The following is a 26,134-nucleotide window of genomic DNA, read 5'->3' as shown; positions in this document are numbered from 1 at the left end:
GGTCCGCGTCCACAGGTAAGCCTTGCCTAACCCGTGGACGACTGTAGTGGCCGTCCGCCCGCCTGTCCAGACGTGGCGCGCGGTGCGCGAGGTGCGGGCGCCGAGCGGTCGATCCGAGGCGCCCCGCACGGGCGACCGCGGCAGGACCGGAGCACGCGAGAGACGGGAGGCGGAGAGTGGACGCGAGTCGAGACGGCGCAGGCGAGCGGGTCGTGGCGGTGCACGCCCATCCCGACGACGAGACGATCACGATGGGCGGAACCCTCGCGAGACTCGTCGCGCACGGCGCCGCGGTCACCGTCGTCACCGCCACCCGTGGCGAGTGCGGCGAGGTCATTCCCACCGATCTCGCGCACCTCGAGGGCTCGGTCGAGCTCGCCGCGCACCGCACCACCGAGCTGGTCGTCGCCCTGACCGCCCTCGGCGTGGCCGATCACCGCTTCCTCGGCGATCCGGCCGCCCGCGCCGCCGGCCTCGCCCCGCGGGTCTACCGGGACTCCGGCATGCAGTGGGGCTCCGGCCGCGTGCCCGTCCCGCTCGAGCCCGCCGATGCGCGCTCCTTCACCTCCGCGCCGGAGGAGGAGGCGATCGCCGACCTCGTCGCCGTCCTCGTGCAGACCGGCGCGACCCTCGTGCTCTCCTACGACGTCGGCGGCGGCTACGGCCACCCCGATCACATCCGCGCCGCCCTGATCGCCTCGACGGCCGCGGAGCGGCTCGGACTGCGCTACCTCGCCGTGCTGCCCGAGGCCGTCCCCGAGCAGCCCGGCGACGTCGCGATCGAGCTCGACGAGGCCGACTACGCCCGCAAGCGCGCGGCGCTCGAGGCCCATCGCACCCAGCTCGTCGTCGACGGCGACGAGGCGCGGCTCTCCAGCGGCCCGGCGTTCCCGATCGGCCGCCTCGAGCGGTTCCGACCGGAGGGAGCACCGGCACCGCCCGAGCCCGTCGCCGAGGAGCGGCCGGATCTCGGCACCCGCATCGTCTCGGGCGTGCTCTCGGTCGTCACCGGCGCGGTCGTCGGAGCGATCACCACGGTCGCGCACCAGAGCACCGTCACCGTCGGCGACGCCGTCCTCCCGGTCGGCCTGACCGTCTCGCTCGCCGCCGTGCTGCTGCTGCTGCTCGGGCTCCGCCTCGTGATGATCGACCGCTTCGTCGCCTTCTGCACCGCGATGGGCCTGCTCGGCGCGATCGGGCTCCTGGCGCTGCGCAGCACCGGCGGCTCGGTCCTCGTCCCGGCGAACGGACTCGGCGTCGTCTGGACCTTCGCACCCGCGCTGATCGCCCTCGTGGTGATCGCCTGGCCGCGGCTGCGCCCGCCGCCGAGCCCGGCGCCGTCGGAGCCGGCGGCCGACAGCACCGCCCCGCCGCTCCCCGTACGATAGAGACCACTGTTCGAAGGGACGTCCACGACCGTGACCTACGTGATCGCACTTCCGTGCGTCGATGTCAAAGACCGCGCCTGCATCGACGAATGCCCGGTCGACTGCATCTACGAAGGCGAGCGCTCGCTCTACATCCACCCCGACGAGTGCGTCGACTGCGGTGCCTGCGAGCCGGTGTGCCCCGTCGAGGCCATCTACTACGAGGACGACCTCCCCGAGGAGTGGTCCGACTACTACAAGGCCAACGTCGAGTTCTTCGACGAGATCGGCTCCCCGGGCGGCGCCGCGAAGGTCGGAGTGATCGCGAAGGACCACCCGGTCATCGCCGTCCTCCCGCCGCAGAGCCACTGAGCGGGCGTCCGTGGCACTCGGACCGCTGCCGGACTACCCCTGGGACCTGATGGGTCCCGCGACCCGTGTCGCGTCGGCGCACCCGGACGGGATCGTCGACCTCTCCATCGGCTCGCCCGTGGACCCGACCCCCGCGCCGATCCGCGAGGCCCTCGCCCGCGCGACGGACGCGCACGCGTACCCGACCACGGTCGGCACACCGGCCCTCCGGGAGGCGATCGCCGCCTGGTACGCCCGCCGGCGCGGCGTCCCCGGTCTCGGCCTCGACGAGGTGCTGCCCACGATCGGCTCCAAGGAGCTCGTCGCCTGGCTGCCGTTCCTGCTCGGCCTCGGCGAGGGCGACACGGTCGTCCACCCCCGGGCGGCCTACCCCACCTACGCGATGGGCGCCGCGATCGCCGTCGCCTCGGTGCTGGCCTCCGACGATCCGGACGAGTGGCCGGCCTCGACCCGGCTCGTCTGGCTCAACTCGCCCGGCAACCCGGACGGAGCCGTCCTCGACGTCGAGGCGCTGCGGCGCGCGGTCGACCGGGCGCGCGAGCTCGGCGCGGTGGTCGCGGGCGACGAGTGCTACGCCGAGCTCGGCTGGGACGGCCGCTGGGCCGACGAGCCGATCCCGAGCGTCCTCGACCCGCGGGTCTCGGGGGAGGACCGCCGCGGCGTGCTCGGCGTCTACTCGCTCAGCAAGCAGTCCAACCTGGCCGGCTACCGCGCGGCCTTCGTCGCGGGCGACCGCGACCTGATCGCGCGGCTCGTCACCGTCCGCAAGCACGCCGGCATGATCGTCCCGGGCCCCCTGCAGGAGGCGATGGTGGTCGCCCTCGGCGACGACGAGCACGTGGCCGAGCAGAAGGAGCGCTACCGGGCCCGCCGCGACCGGCTGCGCCCGGCGCTCGAGGCCGCCGGGTTCCGCGTCGACCGCAGCGAGGCGGGCCTCTACCTCTGGGCGACGGAGGGCCGGCCGGCCTGGGAGTCGATCGACCGGCTCGCCCGCCTGGGTGTCCTCGCGGGCCCCGGCGTCTTCTACGGCGACCACTTCACCGAGCACGTGCGCCTCTCGCTCACGGCGACGGACGAGCGCATCGCGGCGGCCGCCGAGCGGCTCGCGAGCGGTCTCTGACCCTCCCGGGGTCCCGTTCCTGAAGGATGTCCACAAGGGTCGGGCGCGAGCACTGGGCGGTGTCACAGTGCCCCCGCTTTGCCCATAGGCTGTATGCGGTTCGGTCAGCGTCGCCACAAACGGCCCTGCATCCGGCCAGTTCCAGCCCCCGGCGCCGCCCGCTCCGCGCGAGCGCTCCCGGGTGCGACCGTATGACCTGGGAGGCGTTGTGACCGAATCCGGCACGCAGAGCGACGGAACCGCGACGGTGGAGACACCCGAGCCCGCCACGGAGAGTGCGCCGGCCGCGGCCGAGGTCCTGCCCGAGAAGGTCACCCTCACCTTCGGTGATCGCACCGCCGAGTTCCCGGTGCTGCGCAGCGTCGACGGCTCCTCGAGCATCGACTTCTCCACCCTCTCGAAGCAGACCGGGCTGATGTCGCTCGACTACGGCTTCGTCAACACCGCCGCGACCAAGTCGCAGATCACCTACATCGACGGCGACCAGGGCATCCTGCGCTACCGCGGCTACCCCATCGAGGAGGTCGCGACGAACGCGACGTACCTCGAGGTCGCCTGGCTGCTCATCTACGGCGAGCTGCCGACCGCCGACGAGCTCGCGGGCTTCGACGAGCGGATCCGCCGGCACACCCTGCTGCACGAGGACCTCAAGCGCTTCTTCGACGCGCTGCCGCACAGCGCGCACCCGATGTCGGTGCTCGCCGCCGGCGTCTCGGCGCTGTCGACCTACTACGAGGACAGCTCGAACCCGAAGGACCCGGAGGCGGTCGAGCTGACCACCATCCGCCTGCTCGCGAAGCTCCCGGTGATGGCGGCCTACGCGCACAAGAAGGCGATCGGCCAGGCGTTCCTCTACCCGGACAACTCGCTGAGCTTCGTCGACAACTTCCTCCGCCTGAACTTCGGCACCATGGCCGAGCCGTTCGAGGTGGACCCGGTGCTCTCGAAGGCGCTCGACCGCCTGCTGATCCTGCACGAGGACCACGAGCAGAACGCGTCGACCTCCACGGTCCGCCTGGTCGGCTCGACCGAGGCGAACCTCTACGCCTCGGTCTCCGCCGGCATCAACGCGCTCTTCGGCCCGCTGCACGGCGGAGCGAACGAGGCCGTGCTCACGATGCTCGGCCGCATCCGCGAGTCCGGCGAGAGCGTGCAGACCTTCGTCGAGCGGGTGAAGAACAAGGAGGAGGGCGTGCGCCTGATGGGCTTCGGCCACCGGGTGTACAAGAACTACGACCCGCGCGCGAAGCTGGTCAAGGAGAGCGCCTCCGAGGTGCTGCAGGCGCTCGGCGTCAAGGACCCGCTGCTCGACATCGCGATGGAGCTCGAGGCGCTGGCGCTCGAGGACGACTACTTCAAGGAGCGCCGCCTCTACCCGAACGTCGACTTCTACACCGGCGTCATCTACAAGGCGATGGGCTTCCCCACCCGGATGTTCACCGTGCTGTTCGCGATCGGCCGCCTCCCCGGCTGGATCGCGCACTGGCGCGAGATGAACACCGACAAGCAGACCAAGATCGGCCGCCCCCAGCAGCTCTACATGGGCGCCCCCGAGCGCCACTGGCCGACCGGCCGCTGACCCGGCGGGTCTCGATACGCCGCGTTCCGCGCCTACTCGACCAGCGGGCGTCTTCGCTGGTCGAGCAGCCCGCGGAGCGGGCGTATCGGGACCCCGCCCCGCCGGTCGTCGGGCCCCGATGCCCGCGCACCCGACGAGCAGGCGCGTCACACAGTGATCAGGCGTGCAGCGCCGTGTTCAGCTCGATGCCGGCGCCCGTCCGCGCGAGCACCTCGACCGCCCCGGTGAGCGAGTTCCGGCGGAACAGCAGGTTCGGCACGCCCGACAGCTCGACGGCCTTCACCGTCTGCGGTCGCCCGTCAGCGCGCGGCGCCCCGCCGACCACGACGACCTTCGTCCCCGCCGTGACGTAGAGCCCGGCCTCGACGACGGAGTCGTCGCCGATCGAGATGCCGACGCCCGAGTTCGCGCCGAGCAGCGCCCGCGCGCCGATCGACACCCGCTGCACGCCTCCGCCGGAGAGCGTCCCCATGATCGAGGCGCCGCCACCGATGTCCGAGCCGTCGCCGACGACGACGCCCTGCGAGATGCGTCCCTCGACCATCGAGCTGCCGAGCGTCCCGGCGTTGAAGTTCACGAAGCCCTCGTGCATCACCGTCGTGCCCGGCGCGAGGTGCGCCCCGAGCCGCACGCGCGAGGTGTCGGCGATCCGCACCTTCGGCGGGGTGACGTAGTCGGTCAGCCGCGGGAACTTGTCGATGCCTGCCGCCTGGATCCCGTGGCGCCGCAGCGAGGGCCGCAGGCGCGTGAACGACTCGGGAGCGACGGGACCGGCGTTGGTCCAGACCACGTTCGGCAGGTGCGCGAAGATCCCGTCGAGGTTCACCGTGTTCGGCGCCACGAGCAGGTGCGAGAGCAGGTGGAGCCGCAGATACGCGTCCGAGGTCGACGCGGGAGCCGCGTGCAGGTCGATCTGCAGCGTCACGACGTCGATCCGCACCTCGCGGCGCGCGTCCTCGCCCGCGAGGGACTCGAACTCCGCCGGCACGATCCACGGGTCGCGACCGGCCGGGATCGTCCCCAGCCGCGGCTCCGGGAACCAGGTGTCGAGCACCGTCCCGTCGGAGGCGATCGTGGCCAGTCCGTAGCCCCAGGCCGAGGCGGGAGCGGGAGCGGCGGAGGCGGGCGCGGAGGAGTCTGCGGTGTTCTCGGGGCTCATGTCGCCCAGGGTAGCGCGCACGATCCGGCCGGTACCCTGGGCGCATGGCCGTTCCGACCTCCGCCCCGGCGCCCGTCGCGCCCCTGGATCTCCACTCCGATCCGGTCGCGCTGACCCGGGTGCTCTGCGACATCCCCTCCGTCTCCGGCGACGAGCTGGCGATCGCCGACGCGGTCGAGCTGGCCCTCGAGCAGTACCCGCACCTCGAGACGATCCGCGACGGGCACACCGTCGTCGCGCGGACGAATCTCGGCCGCGAGCAGCGCGTGGTCATCGCCGGTCACCTCGACACGGTGCCGATCAACGACAACCTCCCGGTGCGCGACGAGACGATCGACGGCGTCGAGCACCTCGTCGGCCGCGGCACGACCGACATGAAGGCCGGCGTCGCGGTGCAGCTCGTCCTCGCCGCCGAGCTCGTCGATCCGGTCGTCGACATCACCTGGATCTGGTACGACAACGAGGAGGTGGCCTCGGATCTGAACGGCCTCGGTCGTCTCTCGCGCCACCGGCCGGACGTCTTCGCCGCCGACTTCGCGATCCTCGGCGAGCCGACGCGGGCCGAGGTGGAGGGCGGCTGCAACGGCACGCTCCGCGTGGACGTGACCACCCGCGGTGTCCGCGCGCACTCCGCCCGCAGCTGGGTCGGCGAGAACGCGATCCACGCCGCCGCCCCGATCCTCGACCGGCTGGCGGCCTACGAGCCCCGCGAGGTCGAGGTCGAGGGCCTGGTCTACCGCGAGGGCGTGAACGCGGTCCGCATCAGCGGGGGAGTGGCGGGCAACGTCATCCCCGACCTCTGCACCGTGCACGTCAACTACCGCTTCGCTCCGAGCCGCACCGGCGAGGAAGCCGTCGAGCATCTCCGCGAGCTGTTCGAGGGCTTCGAGGTCGAGGTCGCCGATCTCGCCGAGGGTGCGCGCCCCGGGCTCGACGCGCCGCTCGCGCAGGCGTTCCTCGCCGCGGTCGACGCCGAGGCGAAGCCGAAGTACGGCTGGACCGACGTCGCGCGCTTCTCCGCGATGGGCATCCCCGCCGTCAACTACGGCCCCGGCGATCCGCTCACGGCGCACGCCGACGACGAGCGCGTCGCCGTGCACGAGATCACGGCCTGCGCCGAGGGCCTCCGCCGCTGGCTGAGCGCACCCGCGTGACCGCGCTGCTGGAGCGGATCCCCGTCCGCCGCCGCGCGCAGCTGCGGCTGGTCCCGTGGTGGGCCCGCGTGCTCGCGGTCTTCGTCCTGACCCGCGTCGTCACGACCGTGATCATGCTGCAGTTCGCCGCGAACCAGCAGGCGAACGCCTGGACCGGCCCCTCGCCCGCCTACGTCGACTTCGCGACGATGTGGGACGGCCGCTGGTACGAGATCATCGCGACCTCCGGCTACCCGTCGGTGCTGCCCGTGACCGACGCGGGCGAGATCGGCGAGAACGCCTGGGCCTTCATGCCGCTCTACCCCGGCGTCGTCCGACTGGTGATGCTGCTCACCGGCCTCGGCTGGGCCACCGCGGGAGTCGCCGTCTCGGTGATCTGCGCCGCGGTCGCCTGCCTCGTCCTCTACCGGCTGATGCGGCACTCGCTGAGCGAGTCGCAGGCGCTCGTCGCCGTGCTCTTCTTCTGCGTCGCGCCGACCTCGCCGATGCTGCAGATCGCCTACGCGGAGTCGATGGCGATGATGCTCACCGCGATCGTGCTGCTCCTGCTCGTCCGGCGCCGGTTCGCCTGGGTCTTCCCGGTCGTGCTCGTGCTCGGGCTCACCCGCCCGAGCGGGCTCGCCTTCGCCGCGGCGATGGGCCTCTACGTCGTCTACCGCTTCGTCCGGCGCGGGAAGGAGCCGTTCCCTCGGGCCGACGCCGTCCCCGCTGTCGCGCTCACGGTCTGGGGGCTCGTCGTCGGCTTCCTCTGGCCCGCCGTCGCCTGGGCCGTGACCGGCTCGATCACGGCCTACACCGACACCGAGCTGGCCTGGCGCGCCTCCTACATCGGCTACCAGGAGCTCTTCCCCTTCACCGCCTGGTTCCAGGGCGGCGCGTGGTGGGGCGGCTGGTGGTTCGGCGCGCCGATGCTCGGCATCGCGCTCGTGGTCGTGCTGGTCGTGCTCTTCCTCGGCGTGCTGGCCTCACCGTGGGTGCGTCGGCTCGACCTCTTCAGCCGCGCGTGGATCGCGGGCTACGGCGTCTACCTCTTCGCCTTCTTCTTCCCGCAGTCGAGCACTTTCCGGCTCCTCGGCCCGATGTTCCCGCTGGTCGGCGCCCTCGCTGTGCCGCGCTCACCGCTGTTCCGGATCGCCCTCGTCCTCGTCTCGATCGCCGGGCAAATCGGCTGGCTCACGATCGGCTGGGCCGTGGACGGCTACGACTGGACTCCGCCGTGATCGGGGCCCGTCAGCCGACTGCGGCGGGGTCCGCTGACCGGGCGACGGCGCAGCGGTGACCGCGGGGACGTGCCCGATCGGTCGCGCATCGGCACGTGTGGCGCGCCGACTCCGGGTGCGACGCGTCGCTATGCTGGCCGGAATGTCTCCCCTCACTCCCACTGGTGAGTCGCGACCTCGGCTGCCGCGCCCCGCGCGGACTCCGGTTCCGACCGCGTTCCGCGCGACCGCCTCCGCCGCCCGCTTCTTCCTGTCCGCTCCCGCGGCGACCGCCCTGCACCGGGCCCGGACCGGGGCGGTGACATGACGGCCACGGCTCTGCCTCCGGTCGCTGCGCCCGCGCAGGTCGAGCGCCGCCGGCTCGCCTTCCTCCCGTGGTGGCTCCAGGTCCTGCTCGTCTTCGCGGTGACGCGGGTCCTGACGACGGCGATCATGCTGCGCCTCGCGCTCAGCCAGGGCGACGTCCCGTGGACCGGCCTGCGGGACACCTACGTCCGCTTCGCGACGATGTGGGACGGCGGCTGGTACGAGAAGATCGGGATGGCCGGCTACCCGTCCGTGCTGCCGCTGTCGCCGTCCGGCGACGTCGAGCAGAACACCTGGGCGTTCATGCCCGTCTTCCCCTTCACCGTCCGCGGCCTGATGGCGATCACCGGCCTGGACTGGTCGACCGCCGCCGTCACGGTCGCCGTGCTCTGCGGAGCCGGTGCCTGCCTGGTGCTCTACCGTCTGCTGCGCGTCTCGCTCAGCGAGGGACAGGCTCTGATGGGCATCGTCTTCTTCTGCGTCGCTCCGACGTCGCCGATGCTGCAGATCGGCTACGCGGAATCGGCCGCGGTCCTTCTCACGGCGACCATGCTGCTGCTGCTGATCAAGCGCAAGTGGATCTGGGTGTTCCCGCTGGTGCTGGTGCTCGGGCTCCTGCGCCCGAGCGGGCTCGCCTTCGCCGCGATGATGGGGCTCTACTTCCTCTACCGGGTCTGGCGCCACGCGCGCGGCACCGAGTCGTTCCCGCGCTCCGAGTGGATCCCCACCGTCGCGCTGACGATCTGGGGCCTGGTGGTGGGCTTCGCCTGGCTGCTGATCGCCTGGGCCGTGACCGGCTCCTTCACGGCGTACACCGACACCGAGCTCGCCTGGCGCGCCGTGTTCATCGGCGACAGCGAGCTCGTCCCGTTCACCTCCTGGTTCGCGGGCGGCGAGTGGTGGGGCCGGCTCTGGTTCGACTCGCCGCTGGTGGGCATGGGCATCGTCGTCGTCCTGGTGCTGCTCTTCCTCAACATCCTGTTCTCGCGCTGGACGCGGAAGCTGGACGTCTTCAGCCGGATGTGGGTGGGCGGCTACGCCGTCTATCTCTTCGCGTTCTTCTACCCGCAGTCGAGCACGTTCCGGCTGCTTCTGCCGATGTTCCCGCTCGTCGGGGCGCTGGCGGTCCCGCGATCCGCCCTGTTCCGGATCTTCGTGATCGCGCTGTCGATCGTCGGCCAGGTCGTCTGGCTGATCCTGTGCTGGGTGTTCACGCCCGGCGACTGGACTCCGCCGTGATCCCGCGCGTGTGTCCGCGGAAGGCGGCCGATTTCGTCCCAGCCGCGGATGCACGATAATAGACGGATACGTCACGAAAGGGGAACTCTATGGCGGCCATGAAGCCGAGGACCGGAGACGGACCGATGGAGGCTGTTAAGGAGGGTCGACTCATCGTCGTGCGCGTTCCGCTCGAAGGCGGCGGACGTCTCGTCGTCTCGGTCAACGATGCAGAGGCGAAGGAACTCCACGACGCTCTCGCGTCCGTGGTCACTCCAGCCTGACCCACCAGCACCGTCGAGAACGCCCGTCGCATCCGATGCGACGGGCGTTCCCTCGTTCCCGGGTCGTGCTCCGGCGAGAGCGCGGGGAGGCGCTCCTACGCGCGGCGCTTGTTCGCCTGCAGCAGGCCGTCGCCGATCGGCGAGAGCACGCTGACCACGGCCGGCGACCCGCAGACCTCGGCGACCAGGGTGCGGAAGGCCGAGGCGATCTCGTCGCGCTGCGCGGGGTTGGAGACCCGGCCACGCCACAGGGCGTGCGGCACGAGCACGGTGCCGCCGGGCCGGACCAGCCGCAGCGCGTGCTCGACGTTCTCGATGACCTGCAGCGGATCACCGTCGACGAAGACGATGTCGTAGGAGTTCTCGTTCATCCGGGGGAGCACCTCGAGGGCACGGCCCGGGATGAGGCGCAGGCGGTTGGGCGAGATGCCCGCCTCGTGGAACTGGACGCGCGCGTGCTGCTGGTGCACCGCCTCCGAGTCGATCGAGGTGAGCATGGCCTCGGGGGCGCCGTCGAGGAGCCAGAGCCCGCTCACGCCGGTGCCGGTGCCGATCTCGATGATCGACGTCGCCCGGGCGGCGGCCGCCACGAGCGCGGACTGCGCGCCGATCGAGGGAGCGATGGCGTCGATGCCCACCTCCACCGAGAGCCGGCGGGCGGAGGCGATCGCCTCGGGCTCGACGACGGCGTCCTCGGCGTACTTCCAGTTGGCATCCTTGTCGGACACGGGTGGGCTCCTCTGCTGGGGGGGGTCTCGGCGGGCGGATCGCACCTGCGCATCGTCAGGGTACGGGCGCGCGCGCGGTCGTCGCGGAAGGCGCGGCGGGTTAGTGTTGTCCCGTGTTCGGTTTGACGTTCGACAAGCTCCTCATCATCGGAGTCATCGCCGTCTTCGTGCTGGGTCCTGACCGCCTGCCCTACTACGCCTCGCAGCTCGCTGCGCTGGTGCGGAAGGTCCGCGGCTTCGCCACTCAGGCGCGCGAGCGCGTGAAGGACGAGATGGGCGACGAGTTCGACGAGGTCGACTGGCGCAAGCTCGATCCGCGGCAGTACGACCCGCGCCGGATCATCCGCGACGCCCTGCTCGAGGACGAGCCCGCGCCGACGGTGAAGCCCCCGTCGGCGGTCTCCGCGCCCGTCACCACGGGCGGTGGCGCCTCGACCGCGGACAGCTACTACACGACGATGAAGCGCTCGGCCGGTGCCGGCGAGCTGTCGACGGTGGCGCCGCCGCCCATCGACCTCGAAGCCACCTGAGCCGCGCCGAACCTGCCGGGCTTGCTGGTCGAGTAGCCCGCGCAGCGGGCGTATCGAGACCCACTGCTCCGAGTCCTGCGGTGCACGGCGCCGGTGTCGGCGCCGGCGGGTCTCGATACGCCCCTGCGGGGCTACTCGACCAGCAAGGGGTCACTTGCTGGTCGAGTAGCCCGCGCAGCGGGCGTATCGAGACCCGCGCGCCGCCGAGCGTGCGGCCTCAGCCGACCGACATCGGCAGGCGGCGGCCGGGGAGGCCGCGGGGACGCGAGGCGAGCATGCGCGCCAGCGCCGTGATCGCGACGGCCGCCGGGTCCTCCGGATCGCCGAGGACGACCGGCATCCCGGCGTCGCCGCCCGCCCGCAGCGGCACGCTGATCGGCAGGGACGCCAGCAGCGGCACGTCCTCGCCGCTCGCGCTGAGCCGGCGGGCCACCTCGGCGCCGCCGCCGCTGCCGAAGAGATCGAGGATCGTCCCGTCCGGCTGGGGCAGCCCGGACATGTTCTCGATGACCCCGACGATCCGCTGACCGGACTGCCGGGCGAGCGCTCCGCTGCGCTCGGCGACGTCGGCGGCCGCCGGCTGCGGAGTGGTGACGATCAGCACCTCCGCGTGCGGCAGCAGCTGGCCGATCGAGATCGCGACGTCGCCGGTGCCGGGCGGCAGATCCAGCAGCAGCACGTCGAGGTCGCCGAAGAAGACGTCGGTGAGGAACTGCGAGATGGTCCGGTGCAGCATCGGCCCCCGCCAGGAGACCGCCGCGCCGCGGGTGTCGCCCTCGAGGAACATCCCGATCGAGATCACCTTCACGCCGTGCGCGACCGGCGGCAGCATCAGCTCGCCGACCCTGGTCGGCCCGGCGACCAGCCCGTCGTGCATCAGCCCGAGCAGCCCGGGGATCGAGAAGCCGTGCACGTCGGCGTCGACGAGGCCGACCGCGAGGCCCTGCTGGGCGAGGGCGACGGCGAGGTTCGCGGTGACGGTCGACTTGCCGACCCCGCCCTTGCCGCTCGTGACCGCGTAGACGCGGGTGAGCGAGTCGGGGCCGAAGGGCATCTCGCGCCGGCCGCCGCGCAGGCGCTCGGTGAGCGCCGTCCGCTGCGCCGGCGTCATCACGCCGACCTCGACCCGCACCGCGCCGGCCCCTGCCGCGGACTCGGCGGCCAGGCGCACGTCGCGCTCGATCGCGGAGGCGGCCGGGCAGCCGACGATCGTGAGACGGATGGCGACGGTGACCGCGCCGTCCGCGCCGGCCGTCACCGACTCCACCATGTCGAGCTCGGTGATCGGCTTGCGGATCTCCGGATCGATGACCCGGGACAGCGCCGCGAGCACGGCGCTCTCGAGGGCGGCGGCGTCAGGCATCGCGGCGTCGGGCACGGCGGCGTCAGGCATCGCGCCGCTCGGGGAGAGCCGGCTCCGTCCGGTCCTTCTCGAGCTCCTCGACGAGGCTGCGCAGCTCGGAGCGGATGAAGTCCTTGCTGGCCATGTCGCGGATCGCCAGGCGGAGGGCGACGACCTCGCGGGCCAGGTACTCCGTGTCGGCGAGGTTGCGCTCGGCGCGCTGGCGGTCCTGCTCGATCTGCACGCGGTCGCGGTCGTCCTGGCGGTTCTGCGCGAGCAGCAGCAGGGGAGCGGCGTACGAGGCCTGGAGCGAGAGGATCAGCGTGAGCACCGTGAAGCCGAGGGCCTGCGAGTCGAACCGCGCGTCCTCCGGGCCGTAGGTGTTGAAGAGCAGCCAGAACACGCAGAAGATCGTCATGCCGACGAGGAACCACGGCGTGCCCATGCCGCGGGCGAACGACTCGGTCAGGCGGCCGAAGCGGTCGCTGCTCTGCCGGTTGCGTCGGGGGAGCACGCGCGTGCGCAGTCCCTTCGGGGCGTCGAGCCGCCGATCCTGCTTGGTGTCCCTAGCCACGTGCACCCCTCCGTCCTCGTCGTCCTGCTCCGAACCTGCGCGCCGACGCGGCGGCCGGTGCGATCGGTATGCCCTGGGTCGTCGTGCTCACCGGCACGCGCGGTTCGTCGTCGCCGTCGTGGCTGCGCCAGTCGTCGGGGAGCAGGTAGTCGAGCACGTCGTCGATCGTCACCACTCCGACCAGCCGGTGCGACTCGTCGACGACGGGCACGGAGACGAGGTTGTAGCTCGCGAGGATGCGGGCGACCTCGGCGGCCGAGGTGTCCGGCGTGATCGGGTCCAGGCTCTGGTCGAGCAGGGTGCCGAGGCGCTCGTGCGGCGGGTAGCGGAGCATTCGCTGGAAGTGCACCATGCCGAGGAAGCGGCCGGTCGGCGGCTCGTAGGGCGGCAGCGTGACGCAGACGGCGGCGCCGAGCGCGGGGGCGAGCTCGTGCCGGCGGATCATCGCGAGCCCCTCGGCCACGGTCGCCTCGGAGGAGACGATGATCGGCTCCGTCGTCATCAGGCCGCCGGCCGACTCCGGGGCGTAGGAGAGCAGCATGCGGACGTCGTCCGCCTCCTCCGGCTCCATCAGCTCGAGGAGGGTCTCGCCGCGCTCGTCGGACAGCTGGGCGATCAGGTCGGCCGCGTCGTCGGGCTGCATCTGGTCGAGGACGTCCGCGGCCCGGTCGTCGTCGAGCCGGCCGAGGATCTCGACCTGCTCGCTCTCGGGCATCTCCTCGAGCACGTCCGCGAGCCGGTCGTCCGAGAGCTCGCCGGCGACCTCGAGCATCCGCTGCTGCGGCAGGTCGAGGAGCGTGCTGGCGAGGTCGGCGGGCTTGAGCTCGGAGAGGCTCGCCACGTACTGCTGGGCGGACTGCGCCTCGGTGGAGACGCTCTCGCGCACCTCGCGCCAGCCGGCGAACGTGGTCGCGCCCTTGGCGAAGGGGGAGGGACTGGTCTTGGGGCGGCGGACGAAGAGCTGCGCGAGCTCCCACTCGCCGGGGCCGACCTCCTCGATCGCGACGTCCTCGACGATCGCGTCGCCGGAGCCGTCGACGAAGGTCATCCGCCGGCCGAGGAGCTCGGCGATGACGCGGACCTCGCCGCCGCGCTGCTCGAAGCGGCGCACGTTGATCAGACCGGTGGTGATGATCTGGCCGCTGCCGATGCTGGTCACGCGGCCGATCGAGACGAACACCCGCCGTCGGCCGGGGATCTCGACGACCAGGCCGACCACGCGGGGCGCGTCGTTCTGACGGGAGACGAGCAGGACGTCGCGGACCTTGCCGACGCGATCGCCCGCCGGGTCGAAGACGCTGCAACCGGCCAAGCGCGCTACGAAGACTCTGGCGGAACTCACGGCTACCAACCTAGACCCGGCCACCCTCGCGGAACCCGAGCCCGGGCCCTCGACGTACTCGGCGGGCGTTCGGGAGGCTCTCGATCCGCGCCCAGAATGCTCCAAGACGGCTGTGACACTCTGAGCGGGTGACTCAGCAGATGCCCATGAACAACCGCCGGGGCGCCGTCTCCCCGACGATCCCGCGCGGCGAGATCCTCGCCACCTTCGACACCTACGAGAAGGCGCAGAAGGCCGTCGACGTTCTGGCCCGGGCCGACTTCCCCGTCCGTCAGCTGGCGATCATCGGCAACGAGCTCAAGAGCGTCGAGCGCGTCACCGGCAAGCTGACCTGGGGCCGCGTCGCTCTGGCGGGTGCGGCCTCCGGAGCCTGGCTCGGTGTCTTCCTCGGCCTGCTGCTGATCATCTTCTCGCCGACGACCGAGTTCTCCTTCCTCATCGCGGCCGTCCTGCTCGGTGCCGGCTTCGGCATGCTCTTCGGCCTCGCCTCCTACGCGGTCAACCGCCGCCGCCGCGACTTCACCTCGACGATGCAGGTCATCGCGACGAGCTACTCCGTCCTGGTCGACCCGGAGGTGGTGAACCGGGCCCGCAACCTGCTCGACGGCACCCCGGCGGAGTCGGAGGCGCCGCAGGCGGTCTGGGCGCCGCCGCCTGCGACCGGCGATCCCGTGCCGATCCGTCCCGAGGACGAGCGGCGCTGATCCTCCCGAAGGCCCCCGGTTCGCGCCGGGGGCCTTCGTCGTCCGGTCGGCGTCGTCCGGCCCGCGTCGTGGCGCGTCGTCCGGTCAGCGCGGGGCGGAGCCGACCGGGGGCAGGACGATGTCGACCGCGAGCCCGCGCGGATCGCGGTTCGAGAGCGCGACGGTGCCGCCGCCCGAGAGCACGGTGGTGTGCACGAGGGCGAGCCCGAGGCCGCTGCCGCCGGACGCGACCGTGCGCGAGTCGTCGGGGCGCGAGAACCGGTCGAAGGCCACGGGGATGAAGTCGGCGGGCATGCCCGGTCCGTCGTCCGAGACGGTGAGCAGCAGCCGGCCGTCCTTCTGCGCGAGCGACGCGACGATCTCGCCGCCCCGCCCGATCGCCTGGATCGCGTTGCGGACGAGGTTGTCGATCACGCGGCCGAAGTCCTGAGCGGCGACGGCGTAGAGCCGCGCCGGCTCGCGCTCGTCGATCTCGTAGTCGATCTCGACACCCGACTCGGCCGCGAGCAGCCGGGTGCGGTCGACCGCGCCGACCAGCTCGTCGACGAGCTCGGCGAAGGGAGACGTCGGCCGCGCCGAGCGGCTCTCGATCCTCGAGATGTCGAGCAGCGCGGAGGCGAGGCGGACCAGGCGGTCGACGCTCTTCTGCGCGTCGACGATGACCCGGTCGACGGCCACCGGATCCTCGACGCGGTGATGGGCGATCTCGAGCTGCGCCGAGAGCGCGGCGAGCGGCGTGCGCAGCTCGTGGCTCGCATCCGACACCATCTGCTTCTCGCGGGCGAGGGAGGCCGACTGCTTCGTCAGGAAGGCGTTGAGCGTCTGCGCGAGCTCGTCGATCTCGTCGCGGGTGCCGACGACCGGCAGCTGATCGCCCGCTCCCGGGTCGGCGGCGATCTGGTCCGCGCGGGCGCGCATCCGCCGCACCGGCGCGAGCGCCGCCCCGGTGAGGATCCAGGAGGCGAGCCCGAAGGTGACGACGAGGAAGATCGCGGCGTAGACGAGCACGTGGGCGAAGTCGTCGAGCACCAGCTGCGAGGCGGCCTGGTCGCGCGCGGTGGCGACGCTCCAGGTGCCGTCGTCGCTCTCGACGGCGATGATGCGCACCAGGTAGCGCGTGGTCGCGGTCTCGACCTCGGTGTAGCGCGGCACGGCGTCGGCGGCGCTCTCGCGCAGCTCCGCCCGCACGGCGCGGGTGACGTCGGTCGGCATCGTGGTCGCGTCGACGGTCCCGTCCGGGGTGAGCGCGAGGTAGAGCTGCCCCGTCGACGAATCCTGCACCCGCGGCACGTCGCCGGCGGCGATGTCGCGGCGGATCTCGTCCTCGATCGAGACGAGGATCGTCCGCTCGCTGCGCTCCACGATGCCGGTGACGACCTGGTAGAAGAGCATCGCCGCGAGGGCGAACAGCACGGTCGCGACGGCGACGGAGCCGATCGTGATCCGGGCACGGATCGACAGCGCACCGGAGCGCCGGGTGGCGGCTCTCGCGGCGGCGACCGGGCCGGGGGCAGCCATCGGCCTACTCGACCGGGCGGAGGAAGTAGCCCTTGCCGCGCACGGTCACGATGCTGACGCCGGTGTCGTCGGTGGGCAGCTTCTTGCGGAGGTAGCTGACGTACTGGTCGACGATGTTGTTGTCGACGATCTCGCCGCCGCCCCAGATCTCGGAGAGGATGCGCTGGCGGGTGACCACCGAGCCGACCGGCGAGATCAGCAGCTTCAGCAGCTCCAGCTCCTTCGGGCTGACGTGGATGCGCGTGTTGTCGGCGGTCCGCCGGATGCTCGAGCCGTCGACCGTGATGCGGCCGACCTCGATGGACGTCGACATCAGCGACGGGCTGCGGCGCAGCAGCGCGCGCAGCCGGGCGTTGAGCTCGGTGAAGGCGAACGGCTTGGTGAGGTAGTCGTCGGCGCCGGCGTCGAGCCCGAAGACGCGGTCCTCGACCGAGTCGCGCGCGGTGAGCAGCAGGATCGGCGTGGACCGGCCGAGCTCGCGGATGCGCCGGCAGATCTCGAAGCCCGACATCGCCGGGAGCATCACGTCGACGATCGCCGCCGAGAACTCGGCGTTGCTGAACGCGACGAGCGCATCGATGCCGTTCGTCGTGAGCACGGCGTCGTAGCCGGCGTCTTCAAGGCCGCCCACGAGCGCTTCGCCCATGGCTGGATCGTCTTCGACGACAAGGATCTTCACGCGATCACCCTACTTGCGGTTCTCAGGAACAGCGGATTTCACGGAAGCGTTTCGGGACGAGTGCCCGCCGCCGGAGGCCGCCGGAGTCGTCGATACGGGGGTCGTGGCCCCCGGAATGGGACGCGATGTCCCTCCGCTCGCCGATCGGGCGGGATTCGGCCCCGACCTGTACCAATCCGGCCGCCGCGGGAGTACGAATAGCGCACGACGTCTTCCCGGCGAGCGTCCGCGCACCCGAAGCGCGGGCCGAGCCCCACTCGGCAGTTCGCGACGTCACCGATGAGGGTGGTACTCGTGACCCCGAAGACACTGTCCGCGCGCCTGCACGCGCTGATCCCGGGCCTGCGGAGACGTCGACTCTGCGCGGCGTGCGGTCTCGCGCCACGGCGTCTGCTCGATCCATACTGCTCCGCGCGCTGCGCGCACGACGACGACTGACGCCGGCCGGCGCCCGACCCTACGCAGTGAACCGGTCGCGCACGGAGTGCGTCCGCGCATCCGCGACCGCGTCCGGAGGATCCCCGCCACCGGTCCGCAGCGTCGCGCCCTGTGGTCGCCCGGGCCCCGGCTGCGGTGCCGACCCTCACGGGGGTGGCGCCGAGGGTGGGCCGGAGGCCTGGCCGGCGCGCTCCTCCACTAGCGTCTGGGCTCACTGGATCGAGGGGGGTCACCGTGGGCCGGTTCCGAGCGCTGTCGCACTACTGGGGGAGCAAGGCGGTGCGGATCGCGGCCGTCGTCGTGGCGCTCGCCGTCGCCGCGACCGCGGTCGTCGTCCTCCTGCCCGACGAGCGGAGCGCGGTGGAGATCCCCGCCGACGCCACCTTCTCGCCGACCACGCCACCACCGGCGGCCGCGCCGCCGGACCCGATCGCGCTGCCCGCCCAGCCCCGCGTGCTCGTCTTCGGCGACTCCTACACCGCGGGCTTCGGCGCCACCGACCCGGAGACGGACGGCTTCGCACGCGTGCTGCCCCGCTACCTGCCGGGCTGGGACCTGGCGGTCGAGGGGGTCGGCTCGACCGGCTACCTCAAGGCGGGCAACGACGGGCAGGGCACCTTCCTGCAGCGCATCGAGCGGCTGAGCTACGGCGACGAGTTCCAGCTCGTCGTCCTGCAGGGCGGCTCGAACGACCAGAACGTGGAGAACGCGGGCCTCGCCGAGGCGGTCGACGCGACGGTGACCGCGCTGCGGAGCCGCTTCCCCTCGGCGCAGCTGGTGATGCTCGGTCCGGTCTCGGTGTCGACGAACTCGAACGCGAACAAGCGCTACGTCAACGCGGTCCTGCAGGAGTACGCGCGGGAGAACAGCATTCAGTTCATCAGCCCGCTCTTCGAGCGCTGGTTCCCGACCGAGTCGCAGGACGAGTGGGTGAACATCGACGTCGGCCACCCGAACACGGCCGGCTACGACCACATGGCGCAGGAGCTGGCGACCGACCTGACCGCGATCGTCGTCCCGCGCTGAGGCGGCCCTCCGGCCGCCGCGGGCCGGTGCGGAGCGGCTGGGAACCCCGCCCGTCCTGTTGATCGAGTCGGCGGTGGCGCATAGGCTCCGCGCAGGACACCTCCCGAGCGACCTGTGGAACCCGAATCCCGCAGCCTCACGGCGGTCGCGGTGTCGTACTCCCGAAGGCCCACCATGACTACCCTGCTCCGTACCCTTCTGCGCGCCCGCCGCTGCGCCGCGTGCCGCCGCCGCCCCTCGCGGATGGCCGACCCGTACTGCTCTCGGGACTGCGCGAACGACGACGACTGAGTCTCGCTCCTTCGTCCCGGCCCGGCTCTTCAGCGCCGGCCCGGCCGCTGCCGACGCCGCGGCGGCCCTCGGCGCCCGCCCACGCGGCAGTCCGCGGGGGCGAGGAGCCCGCGCCACAGAGTCCACCAGCAGGAGGAGAGCGCAGCGGCACGAGACATCGCCGCGGCCGGAGACAGCGCCGCGGCAGATCAACAGCGCCGCGACAGAGAAGTGTGCCCCCAGTAGGATTCGAACCTACGCCCCTGCCTCCGGAGGGCAGTGCTCTATCCCCTGAGCTATGGGGGCCAGGAGTGCCTGACAACATTAGCACCCGGGGTGGGCGCCGTCGGACGCGGTGGCGGGGCGTGCGGTCGTGCCACGATGGAGGCATGCTGCGCACCGTGTCCGCCTCGCTGGGTCTGCGACTGAACGGGCCGACCGACCTCATCTTCCTGGTCGCGGCGACGCGCACGGGGGACGGGTTCGAGGACTCCTTCACGGCCGTGCTCGACGGCGAGCCGGTGCCGGTGCGCGAGTTCCCCGCGCGGCACGGCGCCCGGGTGCACCGGGTGGCGGCGACCGCCGGTGCGCTGCAGGTGGAGTACCGCGGCCGGGTCGAGGGTCGAGGGGCGCCGGACGAGCCGAGCGAGCTGGAGCTCGTCGAGTACCTGCGGCCGAGCCGCTACGCCGAGGCGGACGCGCTCGGCGGCATCGCCCGGCGCGAGTTCGGGCGGGCGAAGGGCCTCGAGGCGCTCACCGCGGTGGAGGAGTGGGTGCACGGTCACCTCTCCTACGTCTACGGCTCCACCGTCGGCACCGGCGGCGCGGCGCAGGTGATCCAGAGCGGCCAGGGGGTGTGCCGCGACTTCGCGCACACCGTCGCGGCGCTGCTGCGTGCACTCGACATCCCGGCGCGGGTCACGGCGGTCTACGCGCCCGGCCTCGAGCCGCGCGACTTCCACGCGGTGTCCGAGGCGTGGGTGGACGGAGCGTGGCACGTGGTCGACGCGACGCGGCTCGCTCCTCGGCCGTCGATGCTGCGGATCTCGTCGGGGCGGGACACCGCCGACACGGCGTTCCTCAGCAGCTACCTGACCGACCTGCGGCTCGAGACGATGAGCGTCGAGGCGAGCAGCGACGTGGTCGTCGAGGACGACCACGTGTCTCCGGTGCGCCTGGGCTGAGGTGCGCCCGGGCTGAGCCGGCGCAGCGGACTGCGCGGGACCGCTCAGCCGGCGAGGGCGGCGAGGGCGGCGCGGACGAGCGGCTCCGGGTCGCCCGGCTCGACGAACGAGGCGCTCGACGCCTCGAGCCAGTAGTCGCCGACGAAGGCGTCCGCGACACCTCGGCCGTCGGCCACCTCGTAGTAGCCCTCGATCTCCGGCGGCCGGCCGTAGGTGGGGACGGCCTCGCTCGTCGTGAAGTACTCGTTCTTGAGCGCCTCGATGATCGCGGGATCGAGCTGCGCGACCGCGACCTGGAAGTCGGCGCCCTCGGCACCGCTCCAGCCGCACACCAGGCCGTCGTAGCCGGCGATCTCGGCGGAGACGGCGGTCGGCTCGACCGCGTCGCTCGGGGCGAAGCCCGCCCAGAGGCCGGTCAGGGCGGAGGAGGGGACGAGCTCCTCGCAGCCGACGGGCACCGGGGTCCCCGTGATCGCGTCGCTCGCGCTCGGCGCCGGCTCCGCCGCCTGCGCGCAGCCGGTGAGGGCGGACGCGGCGACGAGGAGGGCGAGGGCGGCGGGACGGCGCATGCGCTGCACCCTAGCAATGCGGGGGCGGGGGACCGCGGGCACCGTTCGGTAGAATCGGGCCCCGTGACTCCCGAACAGCTCGCCGCCTCCCTGCACGCCCTCGTCCTCGACGCCGTGCAGCGACGCGGGAGCGCGGCCGAGGTCGCGCTCGGCGACGTCGTGCTCGAGCGGCCGAAGAACCGCGACCACGGCGACTGGGCCTCGAACATCGCGATGAAGCTCGCCAAGAAGGTCGGCGCGAACCCGCGCGAGCTCGCGACCGAGCTCGCCGAGGGGCTCGGCGCGGTCGACGGCGTCGCCTCGGTCGAGGTCGCCGGCCCCGGCTTCCTCAACGTGCGTCTCGAGGCCGCGGCCGCGGGGGCGCTCGCCGGAGTGATCGTCGACGCGGGCGAGGCCTACGGCACCGGCTCCCTCTACTCCGGCGTGCGGATGAACCTCGAGTTCGTCTCCGCGAACCCTACCGGCCCCATCCACATCGGCGGGGTCCGCTGGGCGGCCGTCGGCGACAGCCTGGCCCGCGTGCTGATCGCGCAGGGCGCCGAGGTGACCCGCGAGTACTACTTCAACGACCACGGCGCGCAGATCGACCGCTTCACCCGCAGCGTCCTCGCCGCCTACCGGGGCGAGCCGACGCCGGAGGACGGCTACGGTGGCGACTACATCGCCGACATCGCCGACCGCGTGGTCGCGGCCTACCCGGGCGACCTCTCGGTCCTTCCCGAGGCCGAGCTGGCCGAGACCTTCCGCTCGATCGGCATCGACCTGATGTTCGGCGAGATCAAGCAGAGCCTGCACGAGTTCGGCGTCGACTTCGACGTCTACTTCCACGAGAACTCGCTGCACGAGTCGCACGCCGTCGAGCGGGCGATCGAGCGCCTGCGCGACCTCGGCCACATCTACGAGGCGGACGGAGCGACGTGGCTGCGCACCACGGACTTCGGCGACGACCGCGACCGCGTCATCGTCAAGAGCGACGGCGAGGCGGCCTACATCGCGGGCGACCTCGCCTACTACCTCGACAAGCGCGAGCGCGGCTTCGACCGCGCGATCATCATGCTCGGCGCCGACCACCACGGCTACATCGGCCGGATGATGGCGATGTGCGCGGCCTTCGGCGACACCCCGGGCGTCAACCTCGAGATCCTGATCGGCCAGCTGGTCAACCTGATCCGCGACGGCCAGGCCGTGCGGATGTCCAAGCGAGCCGGCACCGTCGTGTCGATGGAGGACCTGGTCGAGGCCGTCGGCGTCGACGCCGCCCGCTACTCGCTGGTGCGCTCCTCCGCCGACTCGACCCTCGACATCGACCTCGATCTGCTGACCAAGCGCAGCAACGACAACCCCGTCTACTACGTGCAGTACGCGCACGCCCGCACCCGCCAGGTGGCGGCGAAGGCCGAGGCGTCCGGCGTGGGGCGCGAGCCGTTCGCCCCCGAGACGCTCGTGCACCCGACCGAGTCGGCGCTGCTCGGCGGGCTGCAGGAGTTCCCGCGGATGGTGGCGCTCGCCGCGGAGCTGCGCGAGCCGCACCGGGTGGCGCGCTACCTCGAGGAGATCGCCGGGCTCTACCACCGCTGGTACGACAACTGCCGCGTGGTCCCGCAGGGCGAGGACCCGATCGAGGCCGTGCACTCCACGCGGCTGCGCCTCAACGAGGCGACCGCGCAGGTGCTCCGCAACGGGCTCTCGATGCTCGGCGTGACCGCCCCGGACCGGATGTGACCGCCGCCGAGGCGCCGCGCCGCCACCGGGGCCGCCGGATCGCGATCGTCGTCGTGGTCCTCGTCGTGCTGCTGGCCGCGGCCGCCGTCGTCGGCGACGTGCTCGCCCGGCGCGCCGTCGCCGACACCGCGGCGTCGAGCATCCGCGAGGCGCTCTCGCTGCCGGCCGATCATCCGGTCGACGTCGAGGTGGCGGGCTGGGCCGTGCTGCCGCAGCTGATCGGCGGCACTCTCGACCGCCTCGACATCCGCAGTGAGGACGTCGCGTTCGGCGACCTGAACGGCGACGTCGACGCGACCCTCGAGGGCGTGCCGGCGAGCGGCAGCGGAGCGATCGGCTCGGGCCGCGCGACCGTCGCGCTCGATCCCGCCTCGGTGAGCACCCTCGTCGCCGCGCGCAGCGAGCTGCCGATCGACGGCGTGACCCTCGACCCGCCGCTCGTCCGGCTGAACACCTCGGTCGAGGTGCTCGGGCTCACGCTCGCCGCGGGCGTCGGCATCGAGCTCGGCGCGGCCGACGGCGCGATCGAGCTGACGCCGTCCGAGGTGACGGCGGGCGGCACCACGATCAGCGCCGCCGATGTCGAGGACCGCTTCGGAGCGGTCGCCGAGGGGCTGCTCGCGGCGCGGTCCGTCTGCATCGCCGACGCGGTGCCGCAGGGGCTCTCGCTCACCGACGTCGAGGTGACCGCCGACTCGCTGGACGCCTCCTTCGACCTTTCTCCGACGTTCCTCAGCGACCCGGCGCAGCAGGAGACCGGCGTCTGCGCCTGACCCGGGACCGCGTGCGGCCGATCGGCGACGGACGCGGCGCGCCCGACCGGTAGGATCGGAGCCCTGTGCCGACACTCTCGACGGTCGGACACTGACAGCACTCTCAAGGATCTTGCTGGCTTCAGGGGTCAATCCGGACTCGCTCGCCACGCAGTGACGCTCCCACTCTCTCCTGTGAGGTCTCACCCGTGGAACACGACGACGCATCCGTCGGCGCCCCCCGTCATCCCCTCGCTCCCGAGTGGCTCCAGTGTCCCGACGACGCGAACGCGCTGGCGTCCGGCGTCTGGTCGTCCGGCGCGGCGCGCTCGGCCGAGGGCGTGCTCGAGGTCGCCGGAGTCGCGGCGACCGAGCTCGCCGCCCGCTTCGGCACTCCGCTCTACGTCGTCGACGAGGACGACGCGCGCGGCCGGGCCGCCGCGACGCTGCGGGCCTTCGAGCGCGAGCTCGGGGCCATCGGCACGGGCGTCACCGTCTACTACGCGGGCAAGGCGTTCCTCTCCACCGAGGTCGCGCGCTGGATGCGGGCCGAGGGGCTGAACATCGACGTCTGCAGCGGGGGAGAGCTCGCGGTCGCGCTCGCGGCCGGCGTCGAGCCGGGCCACCTGGGCCTGCACGGCAACAACAAGTCGCTCGCCGAGATCGACCGGGCGGTCGAGGCCGGCGTCGGCGCGATCGTCCTGGACAGCGTGCTCGAGATCGAGCGCGTCGCCGCCGCGGCCGAGCGCCACGGCCGCGTCCAGCCGGTGCGGCTCCGGGTGAACAGCGGTGTGCACGCGCACACCCACAGCTTCCTCGCCACCGCGCACGAGGACCAGAAGTTCGGCATCACGCTGGAGGACTGCCCGGCCGCGGTCGCGCGGATCCGCTCGCACGCGAGTCTGGACTTCCTCGGCCTGCACTGCCACATCGGCTCGCAGATCTTCGGCTCGGCCGGCTTCGCGGAGTCCGCCTCGCGGCTGCTCGCGGTGCACGCCGGACTCCTCGCGGACGGGCCGGTGCCGCAGCTGAACCTCGGCGGCGGCTTCGGCATCGCGTACACGAGCGTCGACGACCCGACGCCGATCGAGGAGATCGCGGCCGCCATCGCCCGGATCGTCGGCGAGCAGTGCGCGCAGCACGGCATCCCCGTGCCGCACATCGCGATCGAGCCCGGCCGCTCGCTGATCGGCCCGGCCGGCCTGACCCTGTACGAGGTCGGCACGATCAAGGACGTGGCCGTCGGCGCGGACGGGGTCCGCCGCTACGTCAGCGTCGACGGCGGGATGAGCGACAACGCCCGGCCCGCGCTCTACGGCGCCGACTACACCGCGCGGATCGCGAACCGCACCTCCGCCGCCGAGCCGGCGCTCGTCCGCGTGGCCGGCAAGCACTGCGAGTCGGGCGACATCGTCGTGCACGACGACTTCCTGCCGTCCGACGTGCAGCCGGGCGACCTGCTCGCCGTCGCGGCGACCGGCGCCTACTGCTGGTCGCTCTCGAGCAACTACAACTACCTCGGCCGTCCCACCGTCGTCGCCGTGCGCGACGGACTCGCGCGCGTCATCGTGCGCGGCGAGACCGAGGACGACCTCCTCCGCCGCGATGCCGGCATCGAACGAAAGGCCATCCTCCGATGATCGAGTACCGCAGCCTCCGCGTCGCCCTGCTGGGCGCCGGGTCCGTCGGTGCCCAGGTCGCGCGCCTCCTGCTCGACCACGGCGACGAGCTCGCCCAGCGCGTGGGGGCGCCGCTGGAGCTCGCCGGTGTGGCGGTCAGGGACCTCGACGCACCGCGCACCACGGACATCCCGCGGGAGTACCTCACCACCGACGCCGAGGCGCTGATCCTCGGCGCCGACATCGTGGTCGAGCTGATCGGCGGGCTCGAGCCGGCGCGCTCGTACATCCTCAAGGCGATCTCCTCGGGCGCCGACGTGATCACGGCCAACAAGGCGCTGCTCGCCGCGCACGGCAACGAGCTCTTCGAGGCGGCCGACCAGGTCGGCGCCCAGCTCAACTACGAGGCGGCGGTGGCCGGGGCGATCCCGATCATCCGGCCGCTGCGCGACAGCCTCGCCGGCGACCGGGTGCACCGGATCCTCGGCATCGTCAACGGCACCACCAACTTCATCCTCGACCGGATGGACACCGAGCACTCCACGTTGGAGGAGGCGCTCGCGCTGGCCACCGACCTGGGCTACGCCGAGGCCGACCCCACCGCCGACATCGAGGGCTACGACGCGGCGCAGAAGGCGGCGATCCTCGCCCGGCTCGCCTTCCACACCGACGTCCCGGTCTCGCTCGTGCATCGCGAGGGCATCACCGGGGTCACCCAGCAGCAGGTCGAGCAGGCGCGCGCCGGCGGCTTCGTGATCAAGCTGCTCGCGATCTGCGAGCGGCTCGTCGACGCGAAGACGGGGGAGGAGGGCGTGTCCGCCCGGGTCTACCCGGCGCTCGTGCACCGCTCGCACCCGCTCGCCGCCGTGCACGGCGCGAACAACGCCGTCTTCGTCGAGGCGGAGGCCGCCGGCAGCCTGATGTTCTACGGCGCGGGCGCCGGCGGCGTCGAGACCGCGTCGGCCGTGCTGGGCGACGTCGTCTCGGCCGCGCGCCGCCACGTCGTCGGCGGCCCGGGCCTGGTCACCAGTGCCAGCTCCGGCCTCCCGGTGCTGCCGATCGGGCACGTCACCACCCGCTACCAGGTGACGCTCGACGTGCTCGACCGTCCGGGCGTGCTCGCCCAGATCGCCGGCGTCTTCGCCGAGCACGGCGTCTCGGTCGAGACGCTCGTGCAGACCCCGCCGGTGCTCGACCCGCTGGTCGAGGCCGGTGCGGAGCGGCGCGAGCCGACCGCTACCCTGGTCATCGGCACGCACGCCGCGGCAGAGTCCGATCTGGCGGCCACCGTCACCGCTCTCCAATCCCACGGGTTCGTCGGCGCCGTGACGTCCGTTCTACGAGTTGAAGGAGCCTGA

At 72.5% G+C, this 26,134-nt stretch carries 24 protein-coding genes and 1 tRNA gene; 16 read left to right on the top strand and 9 right to left on the bottom strand.

The genetic code is table 11. The features are described from left to right. Positions 1–176: 176 nt before the first annotated feature. From GSU72_RS12920 to GSU72_RS12905, 4 genes are all read left to right on the top strand, one after another. Positions 177–1,388 (top strand): PIG-L family deacetylase, encoded by a 1,212-nt coding sequence (locus GSU72_RS12920; RefSeq protein WP_159985436.1) that lies wholly within the window; start codon positions 177–179, stop codon positions 1,386–1,388. A gap of 30 nt (positions 1,389–1,418) precedes the next feature. Continuing rightward, on the top strand, positions 1,419–1,739 hold the full coding sequence (gene fdxA, locus GSU72_RS12915) for a ferredoxin (RefSeq protein WP_085475430.1): 321 nt from the start codon (positions 1,419–1,421) through the stop codon (positions 1,737–1,739). A gap of 10 nt (positions 1,740–1,749) precedes the next feature. After that, complete coding sequence (gene dapC / locus GSU72_RS12910) at positions 1,750–2,859, top strand: succinyldiaminopimelate transaminase (RefSeq protein WP_159985435.1); 1,110 nt, start codon at positions 1,750–1,752, stop codon at positions 2,857–2,859. A 298-nt stretch (positions 2,860–3,157) separates the two neighbouring features. Then, a complete protein-coding gene (locus GSU72_RS12905; protein WP_159986811.1) occupies positions 3,158–4,438 on the top strand; it encodes a citrate synthase in 1,281 nt (426 codons plus the stop codon). Positions 4,439–4,595: 157 nt separating this feature from the next. Here the strand turns inward: GSU72_RS12905 and dapD are convergent, their stop codons facing one another. Then, entirely contained in the window at positions 4,596–5,597 is a 1,002-nt protein-coding gene (gene dapD, locus GSU72_RS12900) for a 2,3,4,5-tetrahydropyridine-2,6-dicarboxylate N-succinyltransferase (RefSeq protein WP_159985434.1), read from the bottom strand. A gap of 44 nt (positions 5,598–5,641) precedes the next feature. Here dapD and dapE point away from each other — a divergent pair, with 44 nt between their 5' ends. The 4 genes from dapE (at position 5,642) to GSU72_RS12880 (ending at position 9,779) form a co-directional block, all read left to right on the top strand. Continuing rightward, positions 5,642–6,751 carry a succinyl-diaminopimelate desuccinylase gene (gene dapE / locus GSU72_RS12895; RefSeq protein WP_159985433.1) on the top strand — a complete coding sequence of 370 codons (1,110 nt, stop codon included), beginning with the start codon at positions 5,642–5,644 and terminating at the stop codon, positions 6,749–6,751. After that, a complete protein-coding gene (locus GSU72_RS12890; protein WP_159985432.1) occupies positions 6,748–7,971 on the top strand; it encodes a hypothetical protein in 1,224 nt (407 codons plus the stop codon). The genes dapE and GSU72_RS12890 overlap by 4 nt, the downstream gene beginning before the upstream one ends. Positions 7,972–8,274: 303 nt before the next feature. Further along, positions 8,275–9,516 carry a hypothetical protein gene (locus tag GSU72_RS12885; RefSeq protein WP_159985431.1) on the top strand — a complete coding sequence of 414 codons (1,242 nt, stop codon included), beginning with the start codon at positions 8,275–8,277 and terminating at the stop codon, positions 9,514–9,516. 89 nt (positions 9,517–9,605) lie between these two features. Next, positions 9,606–9,779: a DUF3117 domain-containing protein gene (locus GSU72_RS12880; protein ID WP_077221916.1), complete on the top strand. Its 174-nt coding sequence runs from the start codon at positions 9,606–9,608 to the stop codon at positions 9,777–9,779. A 95-nt stretch (positions 9,780–9,874) separates the two neighbouring features. Here the strand turns inward: GSU72_RS12880 and GSU72_RS12875 are convergent, their stop codons facing one another. Next, positions 9,875–10,507, bottom strand: coding sequence for a class I SAM-dependent methyltransferase (locus tag GSU72_RS12875; RefSeq protein ID WP_159985430.1), 633 nt, complete (start codon positions 10,505–10,507; stop codon positions 9,875–9,877). A 113-nt stretch (positions 10,508–10,620) separates the two neighbouring features. On the opposite strand from GSU72_RS12875, the gene GSU72_RS12870 reads away from it, so the two are divergent. After that, a complete protein-coding gene (locus GSU72_RS12870; RefSeq protein ID WP_159985429.1) occupies positions 10,621–11,037 on the top strand; it encodes a Sec-independent protein translocase TatB in 417 nt (138 codons plus the stop codon). A gap of 217 nt (positions 11,038–11,254) precedes the next feature. Here the strand turns inward: GSU72_RS12870 and GSU72_RS12865 are convergent, their stop codons facing one another. From GSU72_RS12865 to GSU72_RS12855, 3 genes are read right to left on the bottom strand one after another with little or no spacing between them, the layout of a single operon-like run. Continuing rightward, positions 11,255–12,430 (bottom strand): Mrp/NBP35 family ATP-binding protein, encoded by a 1,176-nt coding sequence (locus GSU72_RS12865; protein ID WP_159985428.1) that lies wholly within the window; start codon positions 12,428–12,430, stop codon positions 11,255–11,257. Further along, positions 12,423–12,953: a DUF1003 domain-containing protein gene (locus GSU72_RS12860; protein ID WP_159985427.1), complete on the bottom strand. Its 531-nt coding sequence runs from the start codon at positions 12,951–12,953 to the stop codon at positions 12,423–12,425. Before GSU72_RS12860 ends, GSU72_RS12865 begins: the two co-directional genes overlap by 8 nt. Further along, positions 12,946–14,295: a CBS domain-containing protein gene (locus tag GSU72_RS12855; RefSeq protein WP_159985426.1), complete on the bottom strand. Its 1,350-nt coding sequence runs from the start codon at positions 14,293–14,295 to the stop codon at positions 12,946–12,948. The genes GSU72_RS12860 and GSU72_RS12855 overlap by 8 nt, the downstream gene beginning before the upstream one ends. A gap of 146 nt (positions 14,296–14,441) precedes the next feature. On the opposite strand from GSU72_RS12855, the gene GSU72_RS12850 reads away from it, so the two are divergent. After that, the gene (locus tag GSU72_RS12850) at positions 14,442–14,999 is read left to right on the top strand and encodes a general stress protein (RefSeq protein ID WP_208545055.1); all 558 of its coding nucleotides are present in this window, start codon (positions 14,442–14,444) and stop codon (positions 14,997–14,999) included. 84 nt (positions 15,000–15,083) lie between these two features. Here GSU72_RS12850 and GSU72_RS12845 read toward each other — a convergent pair whose 3' ends face one another. Further along, entirely contained in the window at positions 15,084–16,517 is a 1,434-nt protein-coding gene (locus tag GSU72_RS12845) for a HAMP domain-containing sensor histidine kinase (protein ID WP_159985424.1), read from the bottom strand. A 4-nt stretch (positions 16,518–16,521) separates the two neighbouring features. Next, the gene (locus GSU72_RS12840) at positions 16,522–17,196 is read right to left on the bottom strand and encodes a response regulator transcription factor (protein ID WP_279631661.1); all 675 of its coding nucleotides are present in this window, start codon (positions 17,194–17,196) and stop codon (positions 16,522–16,524) included. A gap of 672 nt (positions 17,197–17,868) precedes the next feature. Between GSU72_RS12840 and GSU72_RS12835 the strand changes: the two genes are divergently transcribed. Next, positions 17,869–18,660 carry an SGNH/GDSL hydrolase family protein gene (locus GSU72_RS12835; protein ID WP_159985422.1) on the top strand — a complete coding sequence of 264 codons (792 nt, stop codon included), beginning with the start codon at positions 17,869–17,871 and terminating at the stop codon, positions 18,658–18,660. Between the two features lie 504 nt (positions 18,661–19,164). On the opposite strand, the gene GSU72_RS12830 is transcribed toward GSU72_RS12835, so the two are convergent. Continuing rightward, positions 19,165–19,236, bottom strand: a tRNA-Arg gene (locus tag GSU72_RS12830). 83 nt (positions 19,237–19,319) lie between these two features. On the opposite strand from GSU72_RS12830, the gene GSU72_RS12825 reads away from it, so the two are divergent. Then, the gene (locus tag GSU72_RS12825) at positions 19,320–20,114 is read left to right on the top strand and encodes a transglutaminase family protein (protein WP_159985421.1); all 795 of its coding nucleotides are present in this window, start codon (positions 19,320–19,322) and stop codon (positions 20,112–20,114) included. Positions 20,115–20,158: 44 nt separating this feature from the next. Here the strand turns inward: GSU72_RS12825 and GSU72_RS12820 are convergent, their stop codons facing one another. After that, entirely contained in the window at positions 20,159–20,683 is a 525-nt protein-coding gene (locus GSU72_RS12820; RefSeq protein ID WP_159985420.1) for a hypothetical protein, read from the bottom strand. A gap of 63 nt (positions 20,684–20,746) precedes the next feature. Here GSU72_RS12820 and argS point away from each other — a divergent pair, with 63 nt between their 5' ends. The 4 genes from argS (at position 20,747) to GSU72_RS12800 (ending at position 26,134) form a co-directional block, all read left to right on the top strand. Beyond that, positions 20,747–22,405 carry an arginine--tRNA ligase gene (gene argS / locus GSU72_RS12815; protein ID WP_159985419.1) on the top strand — a complete coding sequence of 553 codons (1,659 nt, stop codon included), beginning with the start codon at positions 20,747–20,749 and terminating at the stop codon, positions 22,403–22,405. Further along, a complete protein-coding gene (locus tag GSU72_RS12810) occupies positions 22,402–23,178 on the top strand; it encodes a DUF2993 domain-containing protein (RefSeq protein WP_159985418.1) in 777 nt (258 codons plus the stop codon). The genes argS and GSU72_RS12810 overlap by 4 nt, the downstream gene beginning before the upstream one ends. Positions 23,179–23,366: 188 nt before the next feature. Beyond that, entirely contained in the window at positions 23,367–24,797 is a 1,431-nt protein-coding gene (gene lysA / locus GSU72_RS12805) for a diaminopimelate decarboxylase (protein ID WP_159985417.1), read from the top strand. Beyond that, positions 24,794–26,134 (top strand): homoserine dehydrogenase, encoded by a 1,341-nt coding sequence (locus tag GSU72_RS12800; protein WP_159985416.1) that lies wholly within the window; start codon positions 24,794–24,796, stop codon positions 26,132–26,134. The genes lysA and GSU72_RS12800 overlap by 4 nt, the downstream gene beginning before the upstream one ends.

The organism is Rathayibacter sp. VKM Ac-2760 (genome assembly GCF_009834185.1).
Taxonomy (GTDB): Bacteria; Actinomycetota; Actinomycetes; order Actinomycetales; family Microbacteriaceae; genus Rathayibacter.
Note: the sequence above shows the minus strand (reverse complement) of the source record. Positions and strands in the feature narration are given on the sequence as shown.

Excerpts from the sequence above, each read along its gene's own strand:
- GSU72_RS12800 (WP_159985416.1), top strand. The coding sequence starts at position 24,794 with ATGATCGAGTACCGCAGCCTCCGCGTCGCCCTGCTGGGCGCCGGGTCC.
- dapD (WP_159985434.1), bottom strand. The coding sequence starts at position 5,597 with ATGAGCCCCGAGAACACCGCAGACTCCTCCGCGCCCGCCTCCGCCGCT.
- GSU72_RS12885 (WP_159985431.1), top strand. The coding sequence starts at position 8,275 with ATGACGGCCACGGCTCTGCCTCCGGTCGCTGCGCCCGCGCAGGTCGAG.
- GSU72_RS12850 (WP_208545055.1), top strand. The coding sequence starts at position 14,442 with ATGAACAACCGCCGGGGCGCCGTCTCCCCGACGATCCCGCGCGGCGAG.
- GSU72_RS12865 (WP_159985428.1), bottom strand. The coding sequence starts at position 12,430 with ATGCCTGACGCCGCCGTGCCCGACGCCGCGATGCCTGACGCCGCCGCC.
- GSU72_RS12825 (WP_159985421.1), top strand. The coding sequence starts at position 19,320 with ATGCTGCGCACCGTGTCCGCCTCGCTGGGTCTGCGACTGAACGGGCCG.
- dapE (WP_159985433.1), top strand. The coding sequence starts at position 5,642 with ATGGCCGTTCCGACCTCCGCCCCGGCGCCCGTCGCGCCCCTGGATCTC.
- GSU72_RS12880 (WP_077221916.1), top strand. The coding sequence starts at position 9,606 with ATGGCGGCCATGAAGCCGAGGACCGGAGACGGACCGATGGAGGCTGTT.
- GSU72_RS12820 (WP_159985420.1), bottom strand. The coding sequence starts at position 20,683 with ATGCGCCGTCCCGCCGCCCTCGCCCTCCTCGTCGCCGCGTCCGCCCTC.
- GSU72_RS12845 (WP_159985424.1), bottom strand. The coding sequence starts at position 16,517 with ATGGCTGCCCCCGGCCCGGTCGCCGCCGCGAGAGCCGCCACCCGGCGC.